This is a genomic window from Streptosporangium sp. NPDC000095 (assembly GCF_042899335.1).
In the GTDB taxonomy this organism is placed as follows: Bacteria; Actinomycetota; Actinomycetes; order Streptosporangiales; family Streptosporangiaceae; genus Streptosporangium.
The window spans coordinates 47,218-68,293 of record NZ_JBIAZS010000024.1 but is presented as its reverse complement, the minus strand read 5'-3'; the positions used below and the strand labels follow the sequence as shown (position 1 = coordinate 68,293).

Here is a 21,076-nt window from a genome sequence, read left to right as displayed (position 1 = left end):
ACCGACCCGCCCGGTCATCTCCGGGCCACCATCTGCCCGGTCGTGCCCCCGAGTCGTTGTCTGCCCGGCCACGCCTTCCTCCGACCGACCCGCCCGGTCACGATCCGTTCGGCAGCCCGGTGCGCCCGTACACGACAAGGGCCCAGGCGAGGCAGCCGAAGGCGGCCACGCACGTCAGCGTGCGGACGAGGTTCCAGCGCACCCAGGCCGCCTCGAACCTCGTCCGCACCGCCGCGAGGTCGGTGACGCGGTCGGGGTCCCCGGCCGCGTCGAGGGCGTTGTTCAGCGGCACGTTGATCCCCATCGTGACGGCGAGCGTCACCACGTAGAGGACGAGCGCGGCCACGATCCAGGGCAGCACGGGCCGCGCGTCCTGGGAGAGGTGCAGCGCCGCGGCGAGGACGGTCAGTACCAGCGTGCCGCCGAAGCAGGCGGCGAACCAGCCGTTGAGGATCGCCACGTTGATCCGCTGCATCGCGCTCACGAAGGTCCGGTCGTCCGTCCGGGCCAGGCCGGGCATGACGGAGCAGGTGTAGGCGTAGAAGAGACCCGCCATGAGTCCCATGGTGATGGCCGCCGCGACCAGCGCGGGGCCTCGGAAGAGCGACATCGCAGTCATGGGACCAGTGAACCGGCGTGGATTGAGACGGTCCATGGTCGAGAAGCGCGTTTCCATGTTTCAGCGTCTACGGTGAAGGTGTGGACGCACTCACCGACTTTCTGGACGGTCCGAGGGCCAGGGGAGCGTTCCTGCTCCGTTCGATCCTGAGCCCGCCCTGGTCCCTGCGCGTCCAGGACCGGGCACCGCTCGCCCTGACGGCGGTGGTCCGGGGTGAGGCGTGGGTGGTCCCCGACGACGGCGACCCGGTGCGTCTGGGGCCGGGGGACGTCGCGATCGTCCTCGGCCCCGACCCCTACACGGTCGCCTGCGATCCGGCCACACCGCCCGACGTGGTGATCCATCCGGGCCAGCACTGCACCACCGTCGACGGGCGGAGCCTGGCTCAGGAGATGGACCTGGGCATCCGCACCTGGGGCAACAGCCCCGACGGGTCAGCGGTGCTCCTCACCGGTGCCTACCAGATGCGCGGGGAGATCAGCAGCCGTCTGCTGGAGGCGCTGCCCTCGCTGCTGGTCCTTCGGGAGGACGCCTGGGACTGCCCGATCGTCCCGCTGCTCGGCGACGAGATCGTCAAGGACGATCCGGGCCAGGAGGCCGTTCTCGACCGGCTGCTCGACCTGCTGCTCATCGCCGTCCTGCGGGCCTGGTTCTCCCGCCCCGAGGCCGGGGCGCCCGCCTGGTATCGCGCCCACGGCGACCCCGTGGTGGGCAAGGCTCTCCGCATGCTGCACAACAACCCGGCCCACCCCTGGACGGTGGCCGCGCTCGCCGCCGGGGCCGGTGTCTCCCGCGCGGCCCTGGCTCGCCGCTTCACCGAGTTGGTGGGCGAGCCGCCCATGACGTTCCTCACGGGCTGGAGGCTCGCCATGGCCGCCGACCTGCTGCGCGAGACCGACGCGACCGTCGGCGCGGTGGCGACGCAGGTCGGGTACGGCAGCGCGTTCGCGCTCAGTGTCGCCTTCAAGCGCGAACGCGGCGTCAGCCCTCAGGAGCACCGGGCCGGGGTCGGGAATTCCCGGCGGACCGGCTCCGCACGTTGACCGGGGGCACGACCCGATGACCGGCTCCCCCGGATCCGGCTCACCCGGATCTGGTTTCTCCGGCCATGGCGGTGTGACGGCCTACCGGAACAGCCAGTCGAGCAGACCGCCGCCACCACCGCCACCTCCACCACCGCCGCCTCCGCCACCCGAGTTGTCGTTCGTTCCGGTGTCCTGCGTCGGTGGTGCCGTCGTCGGCTGCCGGCTCGGTTCGGCGCTCTCGGTGGGGGTCTGGCCGGTCTGCGAGGGGGCGGGTTCCGAGGTGATCCGCGCTCGCGGGGTCGAGTTCTCCCGGGAGGCCTCCTCCTGCTCGCTCTCCTCGGCGGTCCGCGTCGGGCGGGTCTCCCTCGGCGGGGCGCTGCGGGTCGGCGACGGACGGGTGGAGGGCTCCTGGGCCCGGGGTGCCCGGGTGGGGGCGGTCGTCGGCTCCTCGGCCGTGGGCGCCTCCTCCGATGGTTCCGTCGTCTCCTCGGGCCCGGGGGCCGGTGTCTCGGAGGGCAGCTTCGGCATGTCGGCCACCGAGCACCGCGCGCCGGGTGAGCACTTGGTGTCGGGCTGCCCGTTCACGGAGGCGGAGAGCATCCAGCCGCCCGCGACTCCCGCGACCACGACGCCACCCACGACCGCGAGCAGGATTCTGCTCCTGCTCCTGCCTTTGCGGCGGCGATCCTCGTAGGGGTCGGGGTCCTCCCGCCAGCCCGATCCCAGGAAACCGCGCGTCGGCGTCTCCTCGTCCTCGTCGCGGTAGAGGGGGCCGTCGGAGGTGACGTCGGTGTCCCCTGTCTCGCGACGCTCGTCGAGATAGACCATCTCCCGGGAGCCGTCGGTCCGGATGATCTCCCGGGACCCGTCCACGTGGACGATCACCTGAGATCCGTCGCCCGGTACGGGGTCCGGAAGGTCGATCTCGTTCCATCCGTCCGACAGCACGTCGCCGGCGGGGCGTTCGGGTTCCCGCTGGGCCGGTCCGAGGGGACCGGTCTGCTCGCGAGGATCCTCTTCGTACGATCCCTGGATGTCGTCGCGCCCCACGATGACCCTCTCTGATGTGAACCTTGGTCGGGCATCTTAATAGCAGATTCGACACCAGCATGTCCGAAAAGTTCACACACGACTGGGAATAATGTGACTTATGAGACATCGCGGGGAATCATTGATGGACCGAGCCATCGCTTCCTGAGCGGCGGATATCCGGGTGAAAGACGTGCCTGAAAGCGGCAGGCGGGGTAGGAAGGGCGCCTGACGGTCCTCTCCGTTCGAAGGCGGAGGTCTCCAGGCTCAAGGAGAACTGATGACAGGGAACTCACCCGTGCACCAGCTGCCCGGTCCCTCCCCTTTCCCGCCCATCGCCGACTACGGGTTCCTGTCCGACTGCGAGACCACCGCGCTGGTCGCCCCGAGCGGGAACATCGAGTGGCTCTGCCTGCCACGGATGGACTCCCCCAGCGTCTTCGCCGCACTCCTCGACCGGGGCGCGGGGGGCTTCCGGCTCGGCCCCGCCGATCTGAGAGTGCCCGCCGCGCGCCGCTACCTGCCGGGCACCATGGTCCTGGAGACGAGCTGGGGCACCCCCACCGGCTGGATCATCGTGCGCGACGTGCTGCTCATGGGGCCCTGGCACCACGACGAGGCCGAGCTCTCCCATACGCACAGGAGGGCGCCGACCGACTACGACGCCTCCCACGTGCTGCTCCGCACGGTCCGGTGCGTCAGCGGGGAGGCGCAGGTCACGCTCGACTGCGAGCCGATCTTCGACTACGGGCGCAAGTCCGCCGACTGGGCGTACACCGACAGGGGCTACCAGCAGGGCGTCGCGACGGCGGAGGGGGAGAGCCTGGAGCTGCGGCTCACCACCGACATGCGGCTGGGGTTCGAGGGCGGGCGCGCGATGGCGCGCACCCTGCTCAAGGAGGGCGACACGCGCTTCTGCGCGCTGTCGTGGACCATGCACGAGCCGCCGTACACCTTCGAGGACGCCTACCACCGGCTCGTGTGGACCGCCCACCACTGGCAGCACTGGCTCGCCAGAGGCGCCTTCCCCGACCACCCCTGGCGGAGATACCTGGAGCGCAGCGCCCTCACCCTCAAGGGCCTCACCTTCGCCCCCACGGGTGCCCTCATCGCGGCGGCGACCACCTCCCTGCCCGAGACGCCGCGCGGCGACCGCAACTGGGACTACCGCTACACCTGGATCAGGGACTCGACCTTCGCCCTCTGGGGCCTGTACACGCTGGGCTTCGACTGGGAGGCCGACGACTTCTTCTGGTTCATCGCCGATATGGCGGAACGGGACGAGGAACTCCAGGTCATGTACGGCATCGACGGCGAACTGGAGCTGGAGGAGTACGTTCTCGACCATCTGTCCGGCTACGAGGGCGCCAAGCCCGTCAGGGTCGGCAACGCCGCCTACCGGCACCGTCAGAACGACGTCTGGGGCGCGGTCCTCGACTCCTTCTACATCCACACCCGGTCGCGGGACCGCCTGGACGAGCGGATCTGGCCCATCCTGAAGCGGCAGGTCGAGTCGGCCATCAGGCACTGGCGGGAGCCCGACCGCGGCATATGGGAGGTACGCGGCGAGCCACAGCACTTCACCTCCTCGAAGGTCATGTGCTGGGTGGCGACCGACAGGGGCGCGAGACTCGCCAGGCTCAGGGAGGAGCCGGAACTCGCCGAGCGCTGGCAGGCGGTCGCCGACGAGATCCACGCCGACGTGTGCGCCCACGGCGTCAGCGAGCGAGGGGTCTTCAGGCAGCACTACGACACCGACGCCCTCGACGCGTCGCTCCTGCTCATCCCGCTGGTGCGCTTCCTGCCGCCCGACGATCCCAGGGTCCGCGCCACCGTGCTGGCCATCGCCGACGAGCTGACCGCCGAAGAGCTGGTCCTGCGCTACGAGACGAAGAGCACGGACGACGGCATGAGCGGGGAGGAGGGCACCTTCGCGATCTGCTCGTTCTGGCTCGTCTCGGCGCTGACGGAGATCGGGGAGCTCACCCGGGCCCGCAGGCTGTGCGAGAGGGTCCTCTCCTTCGCCAGCGCCCTCGGTCTCTACGCCGAGGAGATCGACCCGGTGACCGGGCGCCACCTCGGCAACTTCCCCCAGGCGTTCACCCACCTGGCGCTCATCAACGCGGTGATCCACATCATCCGCGCGGAGAGCGAGCGGACGCCCCCGACCAGCTGGCCGTCATGATCCCGTACTCGCCCCTGGTGCCCCACCCGGGCGCTGACGTGCGGGACCATCCGGATGCCTGGCTAGGCTCTCAGGTATGAACCGTCGAGTGATTGCCATAGTGGTGGTCGTCGGCCTGCTCGCGACGAGCGGTCTGTCCGTGGTGCTGGCCTGGGGGTTGAGCGGCTGAGCGCCGCTTCGTCGTCGCGTACGCCCCCGACGCCCCTCCCAAGGGCGACCTTTCGAAGAAGGTGCTAGGCGCCCACCATCGAGATCTGGTTCGCGGGCTGCTGCTGAGGGTGGGCGGGCTGCCGGTGCGTGGCGGGCTGCTCCGCGGCGGGCTGAGGCTGGGACTGCTGCTGGGGCGCGGCCTGCTCGGTGGGGGCCTGCTCGGCGGGACAGGTGCAGTAGCCGTTGGCCAGGATCAGGCGTCCTCGCTGTGCGGTGTAGGTGCGGGAGTCGGTGGCGAGGAGAACGCCTGTGCATTTCTGGCAGACGACGGACTGGTGATCCATGGCCGGCTTCCTTCCTTGAGGGTAGCCGTCGAACGTCCTCGGTCCGGTCGGCTGGCTGCTCGTGCCCCGAGGGGAGGAGTTGAATCTCCCTAACGAGGTTTTCATCTTACTTCGTAGCGCGCAGTGATCTTTTGGTGACACCTGATAGCGGGTGTGAACCTTGGTGGTGCTGCTTCACAACGGTCTCATGTGAAGCGGTCCGGCGGGTGGGAATGTCCCTCTCTCACCCCCGCCGGCCCACGCTTCAGCGATCTTCGCGACGCCCGGATCCCCGACGTGGCCGGGGATCGCTACGTGCTCAGAACTTTTTTCTTTTTTTCCTGCACCACCGGCCGGAACAGCAGCGCGTTGGCGGCCACCGCGATGCAGACCGCGCCGAGCAGGAAACCCCAGCTCACGTCGCTCAGGTGGTGCATGCCGCGATACATGCGCGAGTAGGCGATGCCCAGGGGAATGCCCAGGCCGACCACCCACCACAGCACGTTCAGGATCTTGAAACGGTGGGTGTGGAGGGTCAGGACCAGGGCGACGCCGCAGTAGAAGGCGACCGCGGCGCTGGTGTGCCCGGAGGGGAAGCTGGAGGTGGGCGGGGCGGGGTCGAGGTGCTCGACGGCGGGTCGCTTGCGCTCGGCGAAGACGGTCGCGAGCAGGAAGATCGCCGACTGGGAGAACACCGCGAGCGCGAGGAAGATCGACTCGTTCCAGCGCTTGAAGGCGAGCCGGAAGCCGATGACCAGCAGCGCGGTGGCAGTGATGATCACCGGGGTGTCGGACAGGCCCGACAGCACGTCGGTGATCGAGCTCAGCTGGGCCGTGCGGCCCTCGGCCATCTGTGCGTTGACCCCCTGGTCGTTCGCGATGAGGGTCGTCGTCTGCAGGACCTTGGTGATGAGGAGGCCGACGCCGATCGTCAGCACGGCCATGATGGCCAGCGGCGCCAGGATGAGACGTGTCACGCCTTTGAAATCCACCGACATTTTCGACATGGCGCGCCAGCTACCCCGAATGGGTCTCCCGGAACGCCTCGGGTTCGACGCCTTCCACGTGTGGTTCGGCGGGTCTGCGGCCCTCTCCACGGCGCCAGGCCTCGAACCCCGCCGCCGCTCCCACCACGACCACCACGCCCAGTGCGACCCCCGCGATCACGTCGCTGGTCCAGTGGACGCCGAGCGCCATCCGGCTGTACGCGACGAACACCATGATGGCCGCGGCGACGACCCAGGCGATGATCCGCGAGGCCGTGCTCCGCAGGAAGGGCAGCAGGAGGAGCACGAGGATGCACGTACCCAGCGCCGCTCCCATCGCGTGCCCGGAGGGGAAGGAGGCTCCGGGCGCCGAGGCCACCGGATCCGGCAGGTCGGGCCGGGCACGGTCGACGATCTCCTTGACGGCGAGGTTCAGCAGGCCGCCGAAGGTGATCGTGGCGACCGCCCAGATCCCCAGGCGCGGCGCGCCCCGGCGCCAGAGCCAGACGGCGGCCAGCACCACCAGCACACGCCACGTCCAGGGGCCGAACACCTCGGTGGCCACGCTGAGGAAGGTGGTGTAGCCGGGGTTTGCCAGCGCCTGGGCGTGCAGGCTCAGGGCGATGCTCTCGTCGAGGCTCTTGAGCGGCGAGGAGGAGGTCTTCACGAGCACCAGCAGCACCACGAACGGCACCGTGAAGATCGCCACTGCCACGAGCGCCATCGTCAGGCGCACGCCCAGCCGCAGGTCAGAAGCGTGGTTACCGGGTTTCCTCTGCGGCGAGGGCTTGCCTTCGACAAATCTGACCATCGTTCATGGCTACCCGATTCCCCGCGAATATTCCCCGCGATTCCCCGCACGACATGTGAACGTCCGGGCCCGAGGGGTCCTCAGGCCGCGTGGCGGGGTTCGCGCCGGGTCGTCCAGCGCAGGACGTCGCAGTGCCGCCGCTCGGCCTCGGCGAGTGCCGCGTCGTCGGTGTGGGCGTCGAGTACGGCCCGCAGCCACGGCATCTGCTCGCTGACGTCGTCCCACGCCTGGGAGGGGTCGTCGAGGCCCAGCTCGATCAGCGCGTCCAGGTGCGCGGCGTAGGCCGTCCACCACTGGCGGCTCAGCTCGGCCAGGAACCCGCCCAGCCCGCCGAACTCCCGCTGGATCTCCTCCTCCCACCAGGCGGGGAGGGTGACGTCACCGGTGTCCGCGAGGTCGCGGAGCACGAGGTTCGCCAGGGTGCGCCGTCGTCGGGCGATGGCCGAACGTGACAGGATGTTCATAGGCCCAACCCTGCCGATCGTTGTTTGCCGAACGCTTAACGATGTATTGACGGTGATGTCCGGCCCCTGCATACGGCCAAAGGGGGAACCGCTTGGCCGGAGTCATCGGGCAGCACTAGGCTTTGTTTCGCAGATCATTCCGCCCTGTGTCCGCGGAGCTACCTCGACGTGGAGGAAGCTCGCCCATGACCCAGGTTCTTGAATTCACTCAGCTCGTCGACCGTACCCTGAGCGCCCTCGCCGACGTTCTCGGCTCCGACGGGGCCGCACTCATGCTGATAGACGACCACGACCGGTTGCGCGCGGTCGGAGGCTCCGACGAGCGGGGCCGGCAACTGGAGCTGATCCAGGAGCAGATCGGCGCCGGGCCCGCCATCGAGACCCTGAGCCGCGGCGAGGACGTCGTGGTCGACGACCTGCGGGCGGCCAGGCCCCTCGGCTTCCCCGGCGTCGCCGCGCGGGTCTCGGAGGTCAGGGCGGTGCTCTCCGTGCCATTGCGGGCGGAGAAAACGCTGATCGGCACCCTGAATTTCTACGACCGGACGAGCCACGAATGGCAACCCGCGAAAGTCCGTACGGGAGAACGTCTCGGAGAGCTCATGGTGATGGTCCTCCAGAGCATGGCTCATAGATCTTCTCGTTGAGGGAAGTCGTAGTGTGCACGTCAAGTAACCAGGTCGACGCTGAAAGGCGCTCCACATATGACTCACATTGATCCGGAAGCGCTGGTCGCGAGCCTGAGAAGGCTTCAGACGACCTCGTCCACCACAGGCATAGTTCAGCAGTTGGAGCGTGCCGTGGATGTGGTGAACTCGCTGTTCGGATATGCGGGTGCGGGTTTGATGTTTGCCGAAGAAGGTAAAGATCTTCGTTATTTGGTGGCCACCGATGAGCGGGGCCGCAGTCTTGAAGGCGCGCAGCTCCATCTTGGTCAGGGACCATGTGTTTCCGCGTATGAGCAGAATTGCGCGGTGACCTCAAGTGATGTGCGGGTCGACCCCCGTTGGCCGAAGCTCGCCGACCGGCTGCACCCCGAGGTGCGGGCGGTGGCCGGGGTGCCGGTGCGTCTTGGAGGCGAGCCCGTGGGCACGCTGAACGTCTACCAGGCGAAGTTGTACGAGTGGGACGAGTCTGATGTCCAGGCGCTTTACGGCTACGCGGATGTGATCGAGCAGCTTCTCACCGTCGCGATGGCCGCCGAGGAGAAGAGCGCCCTGGCCGACCAGCTCCAGTACGCCCTCGACTACCGCGTGGTCATCGAGCGGGCGATCGGCTATCTGATGGGAAAGCACGATCTGACCGCCACCCAGGCTTTCACCGGCCTGCGCAAGCAGGCCCGTGACTCCCGCCGCCGCGTCGCCGACCTGGCGGCCGAGGTGCTCGGTGAGGGGGCGGGCGAAATACGGTGATCCTGCTCACGTCGCCTGAGCCCTCGAAGAACAGCGTCGAGATCACCGTTCACGGTGATCTCGACGCCGTTGGAGGCGTCGAACTACGACGTGTCCTCGGCACGACCACCGCGAAGACGGTGGAGTGCGACCTGGCCCACGTGGGCTTCATCGACTGCGCGGGTGCCCGGACCCTGCTCCGGGCCGACGAGTACATGCGCGGCCTGGGCCGCGAGATGATCGTTCTCCGCCCCTCGGGTCCTGTGCTCCGCCTGTTGCGGTTGCTGGGATTCGACCGGTACCTCCTGATCAGATACCCCGGGGACGCGGTCGGCGCGAGCGGCACCCCGCCGGGGCACTAACCTGAGCGGTGATGTATCGATTCGTCTTCTCGCAGGTCCTCAGCCGCCTCGACCCGGAGGACGCGCACCATCTGACGGTGCGCGCCCTGCGCGTCCTCTCGGTGACGCCCGTGGTCAGACGGCTGGTCCACCGCCGTCTCGCGCCACGCGACCCCGCGCTGCGCGTGCAGGCCTTCGGCGTGCACTTCCCCGGCCCGTTCGGGCTGGCGGCCGGCTTCGACAAGGACGCCGGCTGCGTGGAGGCCGTGTCCGCGCTCGGCTTCGGCCACGTCGAGGTCGGCACGATCACCGCCCACGCCCAGCCGGGCAACGCCAGGCCCCGCCTGTTCCGCCTCGTGAGAAACCGGGCGATCGTCAACCGGATGGGCTTCAACAACGCGGGCGCGTCCGCCGCGGCCAGGCTGCTGGCCAGGCCCAGGGGCGTCCCCGCGATCGTGGGCGTCAACATCGGCAAGACCAAGGTCGTTCCCGAGTCGGGTGCCGTCGCCGACTACGTGGCCAGTGCCAGGGAGCTCGCCCCCCTGGCCGACTACCTCGTCGTCAACGTCAGCTCGCCCAACACCCCCGGCCTGCGCGACCTGCAGGCCGTGGAGCTGCTGGGCCCGCTGCTGCGGGCGGTGAAGGAGGTGGCCGACGCCACGCCCAAGCGCACCCCGCTGCTGGTCAAGATCGCCCCCGACCTGGCGGACGCCGACGTGGACGCGGTCGCCGACCTCGCCCTGGAGCTCGGGCTCGACGGCATCATCGCCACCAACACCACGATCGGCAGGCAGACGCTGGCCGTCGCGGAGCCCTCGGGCCGTGACCACAGCCGCGAGAGCGGCGGCCTGTCGGGGCGTCCGCTGAAGGCCAGGTCGCTGGAGGTGCTGCGCAGGCTGCGCGCCAGGGTGGGCGACCGCCTGGTGCTCGTCTCCGTCGGCGGTGTCGAGGACGTGGACGACGTCTGGGAGCGCCTGCTCGCCGGGGCCACGCTCGTCCAGGGATACAGCGCGCTGATCTACGAGGGGCCCCTCTGGGCCTATCACGTCAACCGCGACCTCTCTCGCCGCCTGCGCCGTCACGGTGTGGTCGACCTTCGCCAGATCATCGGCCGCACCGCCGACCGGAGCTCCACGGCCTGACGCTATACCCTGGGTGGGTAACCTCACGGCTTTGGAGGCACGATGAGCACGATCACATACACCGTCACCGGCATGACCTGTGGTCACTGCGTGAGCTCGGTCAAGGAGGAGGTCGGCGAGGTCCCGGGTGTCACCGGTGTCGACGTCGACCTTGAGACCGGACGGGTCGACGTCTCCGGCGACGCCTTCGACGACACGGCCGTCCGCGCCGCCGTCAAGGAAGCGGGCTACGAGGTCTCCTGACCGGCCGGAATCCACGCCCCGCCCGTTGGGGCTCGCCAAGGGCAGGAAGCCCGTCACATGCTGGGACGGGTCGAGTCGGCCTCGTGGGTCAGCTCCTCCAGGTGTTTCATCGCCTCGTCCACCTTGACGACCCCCGGGCGGTGGCGTCGGCGGCCGGTCCCCCCACGCTGCCAGGGGTGCGGGCCGGTCAGCGGCCGATACTCGACACCGAGCGCGTCGAGGCGGGTCAGGTGCGCCTCCAGCCGGGTCTCGAACCCGGCCCCGGCCGAGCCCGACCAGGCGATCTCGGCCAGCGCGCACCCCCGGGGCCAGGCCCGGTAGTCCACCGCCCGCGCGTCGGGCAGCCGTTCGCTCCACAGCTGGAACTGTGCCCCGAGCACGTGTTCCCGCTCCTCGGCCGTCCACGACTCCGGCGCCGGAGCGTAGGCCGCGACGTCGGAGACGGTGATCGCGTCGCCGATCGCGAGGGGCTCCTCCTCACTGGAGGCCTCGGCGTAGTCGAAGTACAGGGGGAAGACGGGGGTCTGCACCACGTCGTGCCCGGCGGCGGCGGCGCGCCTCGCCACCCCGGGGCCGCGCCAGGGCATCACGATCGTGTCGGGCCTGAGCATGCCGCTCACGAACGCCTCGTCCCACACCACCGCCCTGCTGCCGTGTTCGGCCAGCTCGTCCGCGAGCCGGCGCAGGAACCAGGCGTGCAGGTCGCTCAGGCTCCCCAGCCCCAGCTCCGCCTGGAAGGCGACGATCTCGGGGGAGCCGGCCCAGTCGTCGAGCACGCACTCGTCCCCGCCGATGTGGACGTACGGGGTCTCGCCCAGCGCCCCGGTGATCTCCTCGATCACGCCGGTCAGGAAGTCGATCGTCTCCGGCAGGGGGGACAGGATCGCGGGGGAGATGCCCCAGCGATCCAGCACCGTGAAGGGCTCGGGGCTCCGGCCGCCGGTGGCGCGGGCGTCGAACCCGGGGTAGGCGGCGAGGATCGCCGAGGCGTGTCCCGGCACGTCGATCTCGGGCACGACCGTCACGGCTCGGGCCCGCGCGTAGGCGCCGATCTCCGCGAGGTCCTCCAGCGTGTAGTAGCCGCCGTGCGGTACGTCGTCGAAGGCGAGATCCTCCCGGTAGTGGCTGGTGACCGTACGCGGGCGGTGCGCGCCCACCTCGTGCAGCCGGGGATACCGACGGCTCTCGACCCGCCACCCCTGGTCGTCCACCAGGTGCAGGTGCAGGCGGTTCAGCTTGTGGACCGCCATGAGGTCGACCATCCTGAGCACCTCGCGCTTGGGCATGAAGTGCCGCGCCACGTCCAGGTGCACCCCGCGCCAGGAGAACCGGGGCGCGTCCCGCACCCGGCCGAGGGGGACGCTCCAGTCCGCCCCGCCGCCGGCCACCGTGCGAAACGCCGCCGAGGGCAGCAGCTGCCGCAGCGTCTGGCCCGCGTAGAAGGCGCCGGCGCGGTCTCCGGCCGCGATCCGCACGCCCTCGCCGGTCACCTCCAGGACGTACGCCTCGGCGCCGAGTGAGGCGTCCGGCTCCACCGTGATCGTTCCCGCCTCGCCCGGGCGCGGGTCGAGGACGGCGAGCGCGAGACGTACGGCGTCGACCGGCTCGGCGGGGCCGGAGACGACGACCCCGTGGGGCAGGCCGAGGGCACCGCCGGCAGGTGTGAAGGCGGAGGGGGACGGCAGGAGGTCAGTCATGCTGTAGATCATGCCAAATCGCCGGAATCGCCGGGGGGACCGGCTTTTCACGCCGGCGAGCCCGGACACGGGATCAAGAACCGCCCAAGTACCGCGCGGGAGAAGCGGGGAAGACTCTCCGCCCGGACATGCTGCTGCTCATGTTCCAACCTTCCAGGGTCTCCAGGCGTCCGGCCCGCACACCGTCGGCGATCCTGGTGACGATCATGCTGGTCGCCGGGTGCGCCGTCACCGTCGAGAACCCCTCGACCTCGTCCTCGCCCACTCCCACGGTGTCCTCCTCCGCGGTGAGGAGCGCCGAGGGGGACGACACCACCGTGGCGGAGAACGCGAGGGAGGGCGATCCCGGGTGGCGGGTGCGCCGACGCGGCGCCGAGCACGAGATCGAGGGCTTCGCCGACCGGGTGAGCGTGCTGCCCGGCGAGAGCTTCCGGCTGTACGTCTCGACCACCGCCGACCGCTACACCGCGAGGGCCTTCCGGATGGGCTGGTACGGCGGGGCCGGGGCGAGACAGGTCTGGCGGGCCGCCGGACTGCCCGGCGGGAGGCAGGCGCCACCCAGGACGATCGCCGCCACGGGAACGGTGACCGCCGCCCACTGGAAGCCCGGCCCCGAGGTGGACACCTCGGGATGGCCGGAGGGCTCCTACCTGATCAGGCTGGACGCCGCCACCGGGGGACGGCGCTACGTCCCCCTCACCGTGAGGTCCGCCTCCGCCGGGGGACGCCTCGTCGTCGTGAACGCGGTCACCACCTGGCAGGCGTACAACGACTGGGGCGGCCGCAGCCTCTACCACGGCCCCGGCGGCTTCGCGGACAGGTCCCGGGCGGTCAGCTTCGACCGTCCGTACGACACATCGGGGGCGCGGCTCTTCCTGGACATGGAACGCGACGCCATCGAGCTCGCCGAGCGTCGCGGCCTTCCGCTCGCCTACGTCACGAGCCTGGACCTGGACCGCGACCCGCACGTCCTCGACGGGGCCAGGGGGCTGGTGTCGCTGGGCCACGACGAGTACTGGTCGCCGGGCATGCGCCGCACCGTCGAGGCCGCCCGCGACCGCGGCACCAACCTCGCCTTCCTCGGTGCCAACGCGGTCTACTGGCGGATCCGCCTCGCCGCGACGCGCCTGGGACCTCGCCGCCTGGTGGTCTGCCACAAGGACGCCGCCGAGGACGCCCGGACGGTCCTGTGGCGGGCCACCGCCAGGCCGGAGAGCTCGCTGACCGGCCCGATGTACGACTGCTTCCCCTCCGAGTCCGCCTACGTGGTCAGGCGCCCCGGCAACTGGATCTTCAAGGGGACCGGGGTGCGGCGCGGCACCGTCTTCCCCGGGATGGTCGGCGTCGAGACCGACAGGGTCGGCGCGGGCGTACCGCGCCCCATGGAGGTCCTGTCGGTCTCCCCGGTCGACTGCGGAGGTCGCGCCACGGTCGCGCACAGCGCCTACTACACCGTGCCGAGCGGCGCCGGGGTGTTCAGCTCGGGCACGATGCGCTGGGTGTGCGCGATGCGGGGTGCCCGCTGCGGCCACGGCGTCACGCGGGAGGCGGGGGCCTTCGTCCGCAGGGCGACGGGGAACATCCTGAAGGTCTTCGCGGCCGGCCCGGCCGCGCGCAGCCACCCGGCCCGGGACAACCTGAGGTCCCTGGGTCTGGAAGGACCCCGCTGAGGTGCCCCCTCCCCCCGAGCATGGGCTCGGAGGTACCGCTGTAAGCCGCTGAGCGTGTCTCCGCGCCGCCGGAACTCCCTCCGGCGGCGGGGGCCCGGCGGTAACGCTGGAAGCCGCTGAGGGGCTTCTCCGTGCCCACGGGATACCGTCGGAGCCCGCCCGAGGTGCCTCGGGCTCGCCCTCGCCTACCGCTTGAGGTACTGCTGGAGCCCGTTCGCGAGAGAGAGCGCGATCTTCTGCCGGAACGCCGCCTGCTGGAACTTGGCCGCCTCGGTGGGGTTCTTCATGTTGCCCGACTCGATGAAGATCTTGGGAACCGTGGAGAGGTTCAGTCCGCCGAGGTCGTCGCGGTAGTCGAGGGCGTTCTTGCCGATGTAGGTGGAGTACGACAGCCCGGTGCCGCGCGCGAAGGCGTTGCGAACGTCCAGGCCGAGCTTCTTGGAGGCCCCGACCACCGGGTCGACCGGGCCGCCGATCTTCTCCGGCATGATCACATGGAAGCCGTGGTTGGCGGTGCTCGACCCGTCGGCGTGGACCGAGATCGCCGCGTCCGCCTTCGCGTCGTTGCCGATCGCGGCTCGCTCGGTGATGCACGGCCCGACGCCGGAGTTGTCGGCACGGGTCAGCTTCACCGTCGCGCCGCGGCTCTTCAGGATCTTGGCCAGGCGCTGCGAGACGTCCCAGGTGAAGGCGGCCTCGCTGTAGCCGTTCGCGGTGGCGGTGCCCGTGGTGTCGCACGCCTTCCACTGGGTCAGAACGTTGACCTTCTTGTTGATCTCCGCGGGGTGACGGTAGTTCTGCCCGTTGTGGCCGGGGTCGATGACCACGATCTTGCCGCTGAGCGGCCGGTCGCTCTGGACGCTCCGCCCCGCCGCGGGACTCGCGGTGGGATCGCTCGCCGTGCCGGTCGCCGGGCCGCTCAGGGTGTCGGCGGCCGGTGCCGCGGCCGTGTCGGCGGCGGGAGGGACGGGGCCGCGCTCTCGCGCGAGGTCGGCGCCCGTGGCGGTGCCACCGCAGGCGGCGGCGCCGAGTCCGCACAGGACAAGGGTCGTCGCGAGTGCTTTGCCGGTCACGCTCATCGCCCCCAAGGAAGTCGTCAATCATCCAACTTACGTGGCTCGGACGTGTGACTCAGCCGATGTCGCGATATGTGCTCGCCCGTCACGAGGCGTGACGCACTCCCTCCTCAGCAGGGCTCTCCCGCCCCGCGACGCCCGTCACGCGATGTGACACGTTCCCGCCTCAGGCGGGCCTTCCCGTCACGGGACACGGCCCGCCATAGGACACGGCCCGCCAGGAGACACGGCTTCGGGGAACCCTCCCCGTCACGGGACCCGGCCTCAGCCGGACTCTCCCGTCCCGGGACAGGCTCACCAGACGTGCTCGCCGACCTCCTGCTTCTGCAGGAGCGAGGCGAGCTCCCTGGCGTCCTCGGCGTCCAGCCCGAGGACCACACGCGGCCGTCCCCACGGATGGTCGATCGAATGAGCCACGTAACTGGCCACGGACTCGGCTCCGGCGTCGCCGCCGCGGCCCCGGGCGGCCCGCCAGTGGGCCCATGCCCGCTCAAGCTCGGCCGCGGCCCGCTGGGCGCATGACACAAGTTCCGGATCACGCATCGCTACCCCCTCGTCTCGGCCAGAGTCAACACCGGCGGCACGCGGGCGCCCTCGATGTTGACCCGGATTTGAGGAGGTCATGGAGCCTGCCTGGGCGGACTGTAACGCTCCAGGCAGGCTCTTCAGCGTTCGGTGGGGCCCGTGCTGTTCCGTACGACCAGCTGCGGCGTGACCTGACGCAGACGCGAGGCCTTGCCGGGGTCTCCGATCCGGTCGTTCAGCAGCGCGGCGGCGGAGCGTCCCATGGCGCGGCGGGGCTGGTCCACGGTGGTCAGCGAGATCGGCTGGGTGCCCGCCCGGTGGATGTTGTCGTACCCGACCACGGACAGGTCCTCGGGAACCCGCAGTCCCAGCTCGGTGGCCGCGGAGAGCACGCCCATCGCCACCCGGTCGTTGGCGGCGAAGATCGCTGTCGGCCGGGGGTCGCGCGTGAGCAGGCTGTGCGCCGCCCTGGCGCCCCCCTCCTCGCTGGACTCGCCCTCCTCGACCATGATGTACGGCGCCAGGGAGTGCCTGCGCATCGCGACCAGGTAACCCTCGCACCGGAAGCGCCCCGAGGAGATGCCCGCGGCCTCGATGTGGGCGATCCTGCGGTGACCGAGCTCCACGAGGTGGTCGACGGCGAGGCGGGCACCGAGCTGGTCGTCGTCGACGACGATGTCCACGCCGCCGAGGTCGATGTCGCGCTCGCCCACCACCACGGTCGGCGTGTAGCCGGTGGCCTCGATGAGCGTCCCGCTGGTGGGCGCGATGCCGAGCAGGACGAGCCCGTCGACGCGAAGTTCGAGGAACGCCTCGACCGCCTCGTCCTCGAAGGCGGGGTCCCACTGGCTGTTGCCGATGAGGAGTCTCAGCCCGTCGCCGTGCAGGCTCTCCTGCAGGCCGTCCAGGAACTCCGCGTAGAACGGGTTGTGCAGGTCGGCGACGAGTGCCCCGACCAGGTGGGTACGGCCCTCGACCAGGCTGCGCGCGACGGCGTTGGGCCGGTAGCCGAGGTCTCTGGCCGCCTGGAGCACGGCCTGCCTGCGATGTTCGCTGACGTGGGGCGATCCGCGCAGGACGAGCGAGACCAGTGATTTGGAGACACCGGCTCGTTCTGCCACGTTGCGGATCGTGGGTCTCGGGCGTGGCCCGCCCCCGTCGGATAAGACGGGCTCGGCGAACCCGCGGGCTCGTGTGACGGTGGTGTTGACTGACGGTCCTGACATGGCTCTCCCCCGCGATGGTGGATGGGCACCTGTCACTCAAAACGATCGAGTTCCGAATGGGGTACGGGTTGGAGGGAAGGGAACTCCGATCTTGACCAAGCGACCGGGCGGAACGGCTCCGATAGTCTTCACGATGTGAGGTCGACATCCGGAGCCGCCGAACGGGCGAAAACCGTGCCGGGGGACACGCGACCGGCGCGACGCAGGCTCAGTGTCGACCGGCGTCGCGAGGAGCTCATGGCGGCGGCGCTGGAGCTGTTCAGCAGGCATGACGCCGAGCACGTGTCGATCGACGACGTGGCCTCCGCGGCCGGCGCGTCACGGGCCCTGGTCTACCACTACTTCGGTGGCAAGCAGGAGCTCTACGTCGCCGCGCTGAAAAGCGCCGCGGCCCAATTGGAGGCGAGGCTCAGGCCTCAGGGGGCGGGCACCCCGCTGGACGAGCTCGCCGGAGGGCTCACCCGATACTTCGACTTCGTCGAGGAGCACGCGACGGGCTTCGCCGCGCTGCTCAAGGGCGGTCCCGCCAACCGCAGCGGCGAGATCGGGGAGGTCGTCGACTCGGTCAGGCACCGGCTGCTCAGGCTGATCATGAAGCAGATGCGGATCGAGGAGCCGGGTCCCGTGCTCCGGGTCGCGCTGCGCTCGTGGATCGCCTCCGTCGAGACCGCGGGCCTCGACTGGCTGGAGCGCCGCGACATCGAGCGGCCGACGCTGGAGCGGATGCTGATCGGCCAGTTGGTGGCGCTGCTCGGCGTGGCGGCCGAGCACGATTCGCGCGTCGGCGAGTTGCTGGACGACCTGTTCAGAGAACAGGCGAGTCGTCCCGTGGACCTGGAGAGGTCCGGGACGGACGGCTGAGGAAGCCCCTGGGGCACCCGCTGAGCCGTTCAGGAGCACGTGCCCGGCCGTGCGGAGCACGTGCTGGGGCGGCGCCGGGCGGGCGACGCCGCTCCCCACAAACCCGTGTGGCCTACACGCTCAAAGGGTGAGCGCGCACCAATCCCCCTAGGTCAGTGACGGCCCCCGTCTTACTCTGAGCGCTGCTGCGGAATCCCCGCGAGCAGCGCGCGAACCTCGGTCTCCCGGTATCGGCGGTGTCCACCCAGGGTGCGGATGGACGTCAACTTGCCCGCCTTCGCCCACCGGGTCACGGTCTTGGGATCGACGCGGAACATGGTTGCGACCTCCGCCGGGGTGAGCAGCGGCTCTGCCTCGGGTGTACGAGCTGACATTTGTGCGGCCTCTCCTCCATGTGGACCGGCGACAGCGATCCTGCGACTTGACGCTTGTCACGGATGTCCGCCTATGGCCCTTGCGTGCGGCTGTTTGGGCCATATGCGGCATCACCCGATGTGACCATACAGCCACGTAGAGCGATTGGCGAGTCTTTGAGCGACTCATCTCTCTTGTGCACGTGTTGTTGTCACGCTCGGTGATTCTAGCGACACGTTTCGTGGTATCGCAGTGAAAACGGCAAACTACTCAGTTCGTAGGTGCATCCCCGGTCATCGACGGACCTACTTACGCAGGTCGAAGGGATGATTTGCGACTCAGTTTGCTGATTCGAGAAGTTGTATTGATCGCCAGCGGAGGATGACGCGCTGGTACATGGCGAACGCCAGTTCTTCCTCGCCTTTTTCCAGACCTGTCAGCGCCGCCGTGAGTTCCGCCACGGACTCGTCGGCCTGGAGTGTCTCGTCGTCCATGAGGTTGACGATGCCGCCGTAGTCCAGCTCGACCAGGGAGTGCGGGTGGAACTCCTCCAGCCAGCGTGCCACGTCCTCGACCTCGGCCGTGACCGAGGCGTCGCCCACCTGCCTCTTGATGATCTGCAGGGCGCGGGCGCTGCGGCGCCTCGCGTGGGCCATGGAGGTGACGTAGATCAGGTTGCGCGTGGTGGTCGTGCCGCCCTGCCCCTCGCCGCCGTCGATCACCAGCCAGCGCTCGTTGCCGTCGAAGGGGACGAACCACGAGGTCGGAACGTGCCAGGTGGAGCCGCGGATGTGCGTGCGCAGCGCGGCGGAGTCGGTGCCGCGCTTGAACCGGTCGAAGTCGTCGGCCGTCCGCTCCGCGACGGCCGGCGGGAAGAAGCGCTCCATCAGCTTGGGCGGGGTCGCCCCGCGAAAGCGTGAGAAGGCGAGCCACGACCTCAGCCTGCTCTGCCAGGGGCAGACGTACAGGACCTCCTCCACGCGCCTCAGATAGGCGTTGGGGCTCTCCTGGGCGGGTGCCGGGGTAGGCGGTACCCCGAGGAGGCGCCGCACCGCCTCGCCGTGTTCGGCGTGCAGGGCGCTCGCTCGGCGCGGTCGGTCGGTCGTCTCGGAGTAGGCGGACCACGAGACGCGCTCCGCCGGGGCGAACGCGACCAGCGGTTCGTAGACGCGGAGGTACGCGGCATAGGGCAGCACGACCGCATCGTGTCACGAAGGACCGACCGTTGTCCGTAGCGAGCCCGCTTCCGCGGGGGTCGTCTCGGTCACTGAGATGGGACGTTCGTGCACGTCGTCCCGGTTGGGGACTTGTGGTTACGCTGAGGGTGATCTCCGCCGCAACGGTGCGGCGGTAACGAACGACTGGGAGTCACCACAGTGACCGACGTCTTCGGGCTGTCCCACAAGGACGCGGGCCCGGTAACCGGCCAGGCGAGGCACGAACAGGTCGTTTTCTGCTCCGACGAGCGAAGCGGCCTCCACGCGATCATCGCCATCCACAACACCGCTCTGGGCCCCGGTCTGGGCGGCACCAGGTTCTACCCCTACGAGAGCGAGCAGGCCGCGCTGGCGGACGTGCTCAACCTCTCGCGGGCGATGGCCTACAAGAACGCCCTGGCGGGACTCGACCTCGGCGGCGGCAAGGCCGTCATCATCGGTGACCCGGCGAAGGACAAGAGCGAGGCGCTGCTGCGCGCCTACGGCAGGTTCGTCCAGTCGCTCGGGGGCCGCTACTACACGGCGTGCGACGTCGGCACCTACAGCGAGGACATGGACGTCGTGGCCCGCGAGTGCTCGTACGTGACCGGCCGCACCCCGGCCAACGGCGGGGCCGGCGACTCGTCGATCCTGACCGCGCTCGGCGTGTTCCAGGGCATGCGCGCCGCCGCCGAGCACGCGTACGGGACGCCCTCGCTGCGTGGCAGGCGTGTCGGCGTGGAGGGCGTGGGCAAGGTCGGCCACCGCCTGGTCGGCCATCTGATCGAGGACGGCGCGGAGGTCGTGGTCTGCGACGTGAGCGAACAGGCGGTGGAGCGGCTGCGGCGGATCCACCCGCAGGTCGAGGTCGTCGCCGACCGGTCGGAGATCACCTCCGCCGACATCGACGTCTACGCGCCGTGCGCCCTCGGCGGGGCACTGGACGACGAGACGGTGGCCCGCCTGCGCGCCACGATCGTCTGCGGTGGGGCCAACAACCAGCTCGCCCACCCCGGCGTGGAGAAGCGGCTCGCCGACCGCGGGATCCTCTACGCGCCCGACTACGTGGTCAACTCCGGCGGTGTGATCCAGGTCGCGGACGAGATCAGGGGGTTCAACATGGAGCGGGCGCAGGCAAAGGCCACCCAGATCTACGACACGACTCTCAAGATCTTCTCCAGCGCGGCGGAGGAAGGCGTTCCCCCGGCGGTCGCAGCCGATAGGCTGGCTGAGCGCAGAATGTCGGAAGTCGGGCGAATTAGGGGCATTTGGCTGGGCCGCTAGCCCCACACGCCCATACGACGTACCGAGCCGGGCGTAAAACGGGTACGGTTGTAGGCGAACGAGAGCTGACGCCTAAGTCAGGTGGCGTCAGTGCGTGGTGCGTTAGCGACGAGGGGTCGGGCACGACCCCACACGAGGGGGTCGAGCCAATGGGGCGCGGCCGAGCAAAGGCCAAGCAGGTCAAGGTTGCTCGCCAGCTGAAGTACAACAGCGGTGGCACTGATCTTGAGCGTCTGCGCGACGAGCTCGGAGTCAGAGACGACTCCAACCACAATGACGACTCCAACGACGCCTACGACGAGCTGGCGGATCGGTACGCCGATTACGCCGATGACTTCGGCTCCGGAGATGACCGCGACGACGGGAAATCCGGCCGCCGCTAGGCGGATTTCAGGTTGATGTGAGCAGGGCACCCGGTGGTGGACACAAGCCGCCGGGTGTTCTTCTCGCTGCGGGTCGACCATATGCGGCGCTCCGGTGG

At 69.8% G+C, this 21,076-nt stretch carries 23 protein-coding genes; 11 read left to right on the top strand and 12 right to left on the bottom strand.

Annotated elements, in window-relative coordinates; translation table 11 throughout:
- Positions 1–97 precede the first annotated feature (97 nt).
- A complete protein-coding gene (locus tag ACFY3V_RS36385; protein ID WP_389779779.1) occupies positions 98–610 on the bottom strand; it encodes a DUF1772 domain-containing protein in 513 nt (170 codons plus the stop codon).
- A gap of 89 nt (positions 611–699) precedes the next feature.
- On the opposite strand from ACFY3V_RS36385, the gene ACFY3V_RS36380 reads away from it, so the two are divergent.
- Positions 700–1,662 carry an AraC family transcriptional regulator gene (locus ACFY3V_RS36380; protein ID WP_362906674.1) on the top strand — a complete coding sequence of 321 codons (963 nt, stop codon included), beginning with the start codon at positions 700–702 and terminating at the stop codon, positions 1,660–1,662.
- Between the two features lie 81 nt (positions 1,663–1,743).
- Here ACFY3V_RS36380 and ACFY3V_RS36375 read toward each other — a convergent pair whose 3' ends face one another.
- Positions 1,744–2,694: a hypothetical protein gene (locus ACFY3V_RS36375; RefSeq protein WP_389779776.1), complete on the bottom strand. Its 951-nt coding sequence runs from the start codon at positions 2,692–2,694 to the stop codon at positions 1,744–1,746.
- Positions 2,695–2,953: 259 nt separating this feature from the next.
- Here ACFY3V_RS36375 and ACFY3V_RS36370 point away from each other — a divergent pair, with 259 nt between their 5' ends.
- Positions 2,954–4,858 carry a glycoside hydrolase family 15 protein gene (locus ACFY3V_RS36370; RefSeq protein WP_389779774.1) on the top strand — a complete coding sequence of 635 codons (1,905 nt, stop codon included), beginning with the start codon at positions 2,954–2,956 and terminating at the stop codon, positions 4,856–4,858.
- 233 nt (positions 4,859–5,091) lie between these two features.
- On the opposite strand, the gene ACFY3V_RS36365 is transcribed toward ACFY3V_RS36370, so the two are convergent.
- From ACFY3V_RS36365 to ACFY3V_RS36350, 4 genes are all read right to left on the bottom strand, one after another.
- Positions 5,092–5,352 carry a hypothetical protein gene (locus ACFY3V_RS36365; protein WP_362906668.1) on the bottom strand — a complete coding sequence of 87 codons (261 nt, stop codon included), beginning with the start codon at positions 5,350–5,352 and terminating at the stop codon, positions 5,092–5,094.
- 290 nt (positions 5,353–5,642) lie between these two features.
- Complete coding sequence (locus ACFY3V_RS36360) at positions 5,643–6,308, bottom strand: phosphatase PAP2 family protein (RefSeq protein ID WP_362906666.1); 666 nt, start codon at positions 6,306–6,308, stop codon at positions 5,643–5,645.
- 40 nt (positions 6,309–6,348) lie between these two features.
- Positions 6,349–7,128 carry a phosphatase PAP2 family protein gene (locus ACFY3V_RS36355; protein WP_350941266.1) on the bottom strand — a complete coding sequence of 260 codons (780 nt, stop codon included), beginning with the start codon at positions 7,126–7,128 and terminating at the stop codon, positions 6,349–6,351.
- A gap of 80 nt (positions 7,129–7,208) precedes the next feature.
- Complete coding sequence (locus ACFY3V_RS36350) at positions 7,209–7,592, bottom strand: hypothetical protein (RefSeq protein ID WP_350941265.1); 384 nt, start codon at positions 7,590–7,592, stop codon at positions 7,209–7,211.
- 185 nt (positions 7,593–7,777) lie between these two features.
- On the opposite strand from ACFY3V_RS36350, the gene ACFY3V_RS36345 reads away from it, so the two are divergent.
- From ACFY3V_RS36345 to ACFY3V_RS36325, 5 genes are read left to right on the top strand one after another with little or no spacing between them, the layout of a single operon-like run.
- Complete coding sequence (locus ACFY3V_RS36345; RefSeq protein ID WP_362906663.1) at positions 7,778–8,236, top strand: GAF domain-containing protein; 459 nt, start codon at positions 7,778–7,780, stop codon at positions 8,234–8,236.
- A gap of 57 nt (positions 8,237–8,293) precedes the next feature.
- Positions 8,294–9,001, top strand: coding sequence for a GAF and ANTAR domain-containing protein (locus ACFY3V_RS36340; protein WP_350941261.1), 708 nt, complete (start codon positions 8,294–8,296; stop codon positions 8,999–9,001).
- The gene (locus ACFY3V_RS36335) at positions 8,998–9,342 is read left to right on the top strand and encodes an STAS domain-containing protein (RefSeq protein ID WP_362906660.1); all 345 of its coding nucleotides are present in this window, start codon (positions 8,998–9,000) and stop codon (positions 9,340–9,342) included. Before ACFY3V_RS36340 ends, ACFY3V_RS36335 begins: the two co-directional genes overlap by 4 nt.
- An 11-nt stretch (positions 9,343–9,353) precedes the next feature.
- Positions 9,354–10,463 carry a quinone-dependent dihydroorotate dehydrogenase gene (locus ACFY3V_RS36330; protein WP_389779769.1) on the top strand — a complete coding sequence of 370 codons (1,110 nt, stop codon included), beginning with the start codon at positions 9,354–9,356 and terminating at the stop codon, positions 10,461–10,463.
- 42 nt (positions 10,464–10,505) lie between these two features.
- Positions 10,506–10,706 (top strand): heavy-metal-associated domain-containing protein, encoded by a 201-nt coding sequence (locus ACFY3V_RS36325; RefSeq protein ID WP_350941256.1) that lies wholly within the window; start codon positions 10,506–10,508, stop codon positions 10,704–10,706.
- A 53-nt stretch (positions 10,707–10,759) separates the two neighbouring features.
- Here the strand turns inward: ACFY3V_RS36325 and ACFY3V_RS36320 are convergent, their stop codons facing one another.
- On the bottom strand, positions 10,760–12,403 hold the full coding sequence (locus ACFY3V_RS36320) for a beta-N-acetylhexosaminidase (protein ID WP_362906656.1): 1,644 nt from the start codon (positions 12,401–12,403) through the stop codon (positions 10,760–10,762).
- Positions 12,404–12,543: 140 nt separating this feature from the next.
- Here ACFY3V_RS36320 and ACFY3V_RS36315 point away from each other — a divergent pair, with 140 nt between their 5' ends.
- Entirely contained in the window at positions 12,544–14,073 is a 1,530-nt protein-coding gene (locus ACFY3V_RS36315; protein ID WP_389779766.1) for a N,N-dimethylformamidase beta subunit family domain-containing protein, read from the top strand.
- A 185-nt stretch (positions 14,074–14,258) separates the two neighbouring features.
- On the opposite strand, the gene ACFY3V_RS36310 is transcribed toward ACFY3V_RS36315, so the two are convergent.
- The 3 genes from ACFY3V_RS36310 to ACFY3V_RS36300 form a co-directional block, all read right to left on the bottom strand.
- Positions 14,259–15,173: an N-acetylmuramoyl-L-alanine amidase gene (locus tag ACFY3V_RS36310; protein WP_389779764.1), complete on the bottom strand. Its 915-nt coding sequence runs from the start codon at positions 15,171–15,173 to the stop codon at positions 14,259–14,261.
- Between the two features lie 270 nt (positions 15,174–15,443).
- On the bottom strand, positions 15,444–15,692 hold the full coding sequence (locus tag ACFY3V_RS36305) for a hypothetical protein (RefSeq protein WP_344978307.1): 249 nt from the start codon (positions 15,690–15,692) through the stop codon (positions 15,444–15,446).
- 122 nt (positions 15,693–15,814) lie between these two features.
- On the bottom strand, positions 15,815–16,900 hold the full coding sequence (locus tag ACFY3V_RS36300) for a LacI family DNA-binding transcriptional regulator (RefSeq protein WP_389779761.1): 1,086 nt from the start codon (positions 16,898–16,900) through the stop codon (positions 15,815–15,817).
- Between the two features lie 135 nt (positions 16,901–17,035).
- Between ACFY3V_RS36300 and ACFY3V_RS36295 the strand changes: the two genes are divergently transcribed.
- Positions 17,036–17,761, top strand: a complete 726-nt coding sequence (locus ACFY3V_RS36295; protein ID WP_389779759.1) for a TetR/AcrR family transcriptional regulator — start codon at positions 17,036–17,038, stop codon at positions 17,759–17,761.
- Positions 17,762–17,931: 170 nt separating this feature from the next.
- Here the strand turns inward: ACFY3V_RS36295 and bldC are convergent, their stop codons facing one another.
- Both bldC and ACFY3V_RS36285 read right to left on the bottom strand, forming a co-directional pair.
- Positions 17,932–18,135 carry a developmental transcriptional regulator BldC gene (gene bldC, locus ACFY3V_RS36290; protein WP_013133571.1) on the bottom strand — a complete coding sequence of 68 codons (204 nt, stop codon included), beginning with the start codon at positions 18,133–18,135 and terminating at the stop codon, positions 17,932–17,934.
- Positions 18,136–18,453: 318 nt separating this feature from the next.
- The gene (locus tag ACFY3V_RS36285) at positions 18,454–19,311 is read right to left on the bottom strand and encodes a hypothetical protein (protein ID WP_362906648.1); all 858 of its coding nucleotides are present in this window, start codon (positions 19,309–19,311) and stop codon (positions 18,454–18,456) included.
- 180 nt (positions 19,312–19,491) lie between these two features.
- Here ACFY3V_RS36285 and ACFY3V_RS36280 point away from each other — a divergent pair, with 180 nt between their 5' ends.
- Entirely contained in the window at positions 19,492–20,595 is a 1,104-nt protein-coding gene (locus tag ACFY3V_RS36280; RefSeq protein WP_389779757.1) for a Leu/Phe/Val dehydrogenase, read from the top strand.
- Between the two features lie 149 nt (positions 20,596–20,744).
- Entirely contained in the window at positions 20,745–20,978 is a 234-nt protein-coding gene (locus ACFY3V_RS36275) for a DUF3073 domain-containing protein (RefSeq protein ID WP_350941243.1), read from the top strand.
- Positions 20,979–21,076: the final 98 nt, after the last annotated feature.

Coding starts and splice junctions, on each gene's coding strand:
- ACFY3V_RS36385 (WP_389779779.1), bottom strand. CDS start 610: ATGTCGCTCTTCCGAGGCCCCGCGCTGGTCGCGGCGGCCATCACCATG.
- ACFY3V_RS36370 (WP_389779774.1), top strand. CDS start 2,954: ATGACAGGGAACTCACCCGTGCACCAGCTGCCCGGTCCCTCCCCTTTC.
- ACFY3V_RS36365 (WP_362906668.1), bottom strand. CDS start 5,352: ATGGATCACCAGTCCGTCGTCTGCCAGAAATGCACAGGCGTTCTCCTC.
- ACFY3V_RS36355 (WP_350941266.1), bottom strand. CDS start 7,128: ATGGTCAGATTTGTCGAAGGCAAGCCCTCGCCGCAGAGGAAACCCGGT.
- ACFY3V_RS36350 (WP_350941265.1), bottom strand. CDS start 7,592: ATGAACATCCTGTCACGTTCGGCCATCGCCCGACGACGGCGCACCCTG.
- ACFY3V_RS36345 (WP_362906663.1), top strand. CDS start 7,778: ATGACCCAGGTTCTTGAATTCACTCAGCTCGTCGACCGTACCCTGAGC.
- ACFY3V_RS36340 (WP_350941261.1), top strand. CDS start 8,294: ATGACTCACATTGATCCGGAAGCGCTGGTCGCGAGCCTGAGAAGGCTT.
- ACFY3V_RS36330 (WP_389779769.1), top strand. CDS start 9,354: ATGTATCGATTCGTCTTCTCGCAGGTCCTCAGCCGCCTCGACCCGGAG.
- ACFY3V_RS36325 (WP_350941256.1), top strand. CDS start 10,506: ATGAGCACGATCACATACACCGTCACCGGCATGACCTGTGGTCACTGC.
- ACFY3V_RS36320 (WP_362906656.1), bottom strand. CDS start 12,403: ATGACTGACCTCCTGCCGTCCCCCTCCGCCTTCACACCTGCCGGCGGT.
- ACFY3V_RS36315 (WP_389779766.1), top strand. CDS start 12,544: ATGTTCCAACCTTCCAGGGTCTCCAGGCGTCCGGCCCGCACACCGTCG.
- ACFY3V_RS36305 (WP_344978307.1), bottom strand. CDS start 15,692: ATGCGTGATCCGGAACTTGTGTCATGCGCCCAGCGGGCCGCGGCCGAG.
- ACFY3V_RS36300 (WP_389779761.1), bottom strand. CDS start 16,900: ATGTCAGGACCGTCAGTCAACACCACCGTCACACGAGCCCGCGGGTTC.
- bldC (WP_013133571.1), bottom strand. CDS start 18,135: ATGTCAGCTCGTACACCCGAGGCAGAGCCGCTGCTCACCCCGGCGGAG.
- ACFY3V_RS36275 (WP_350941243.1), top strand. CDS start 20,745: ATGGGGCGCGGCCGAGCAAAGGCCAAGCAGGTCAAGGTTGCTCGCCAG.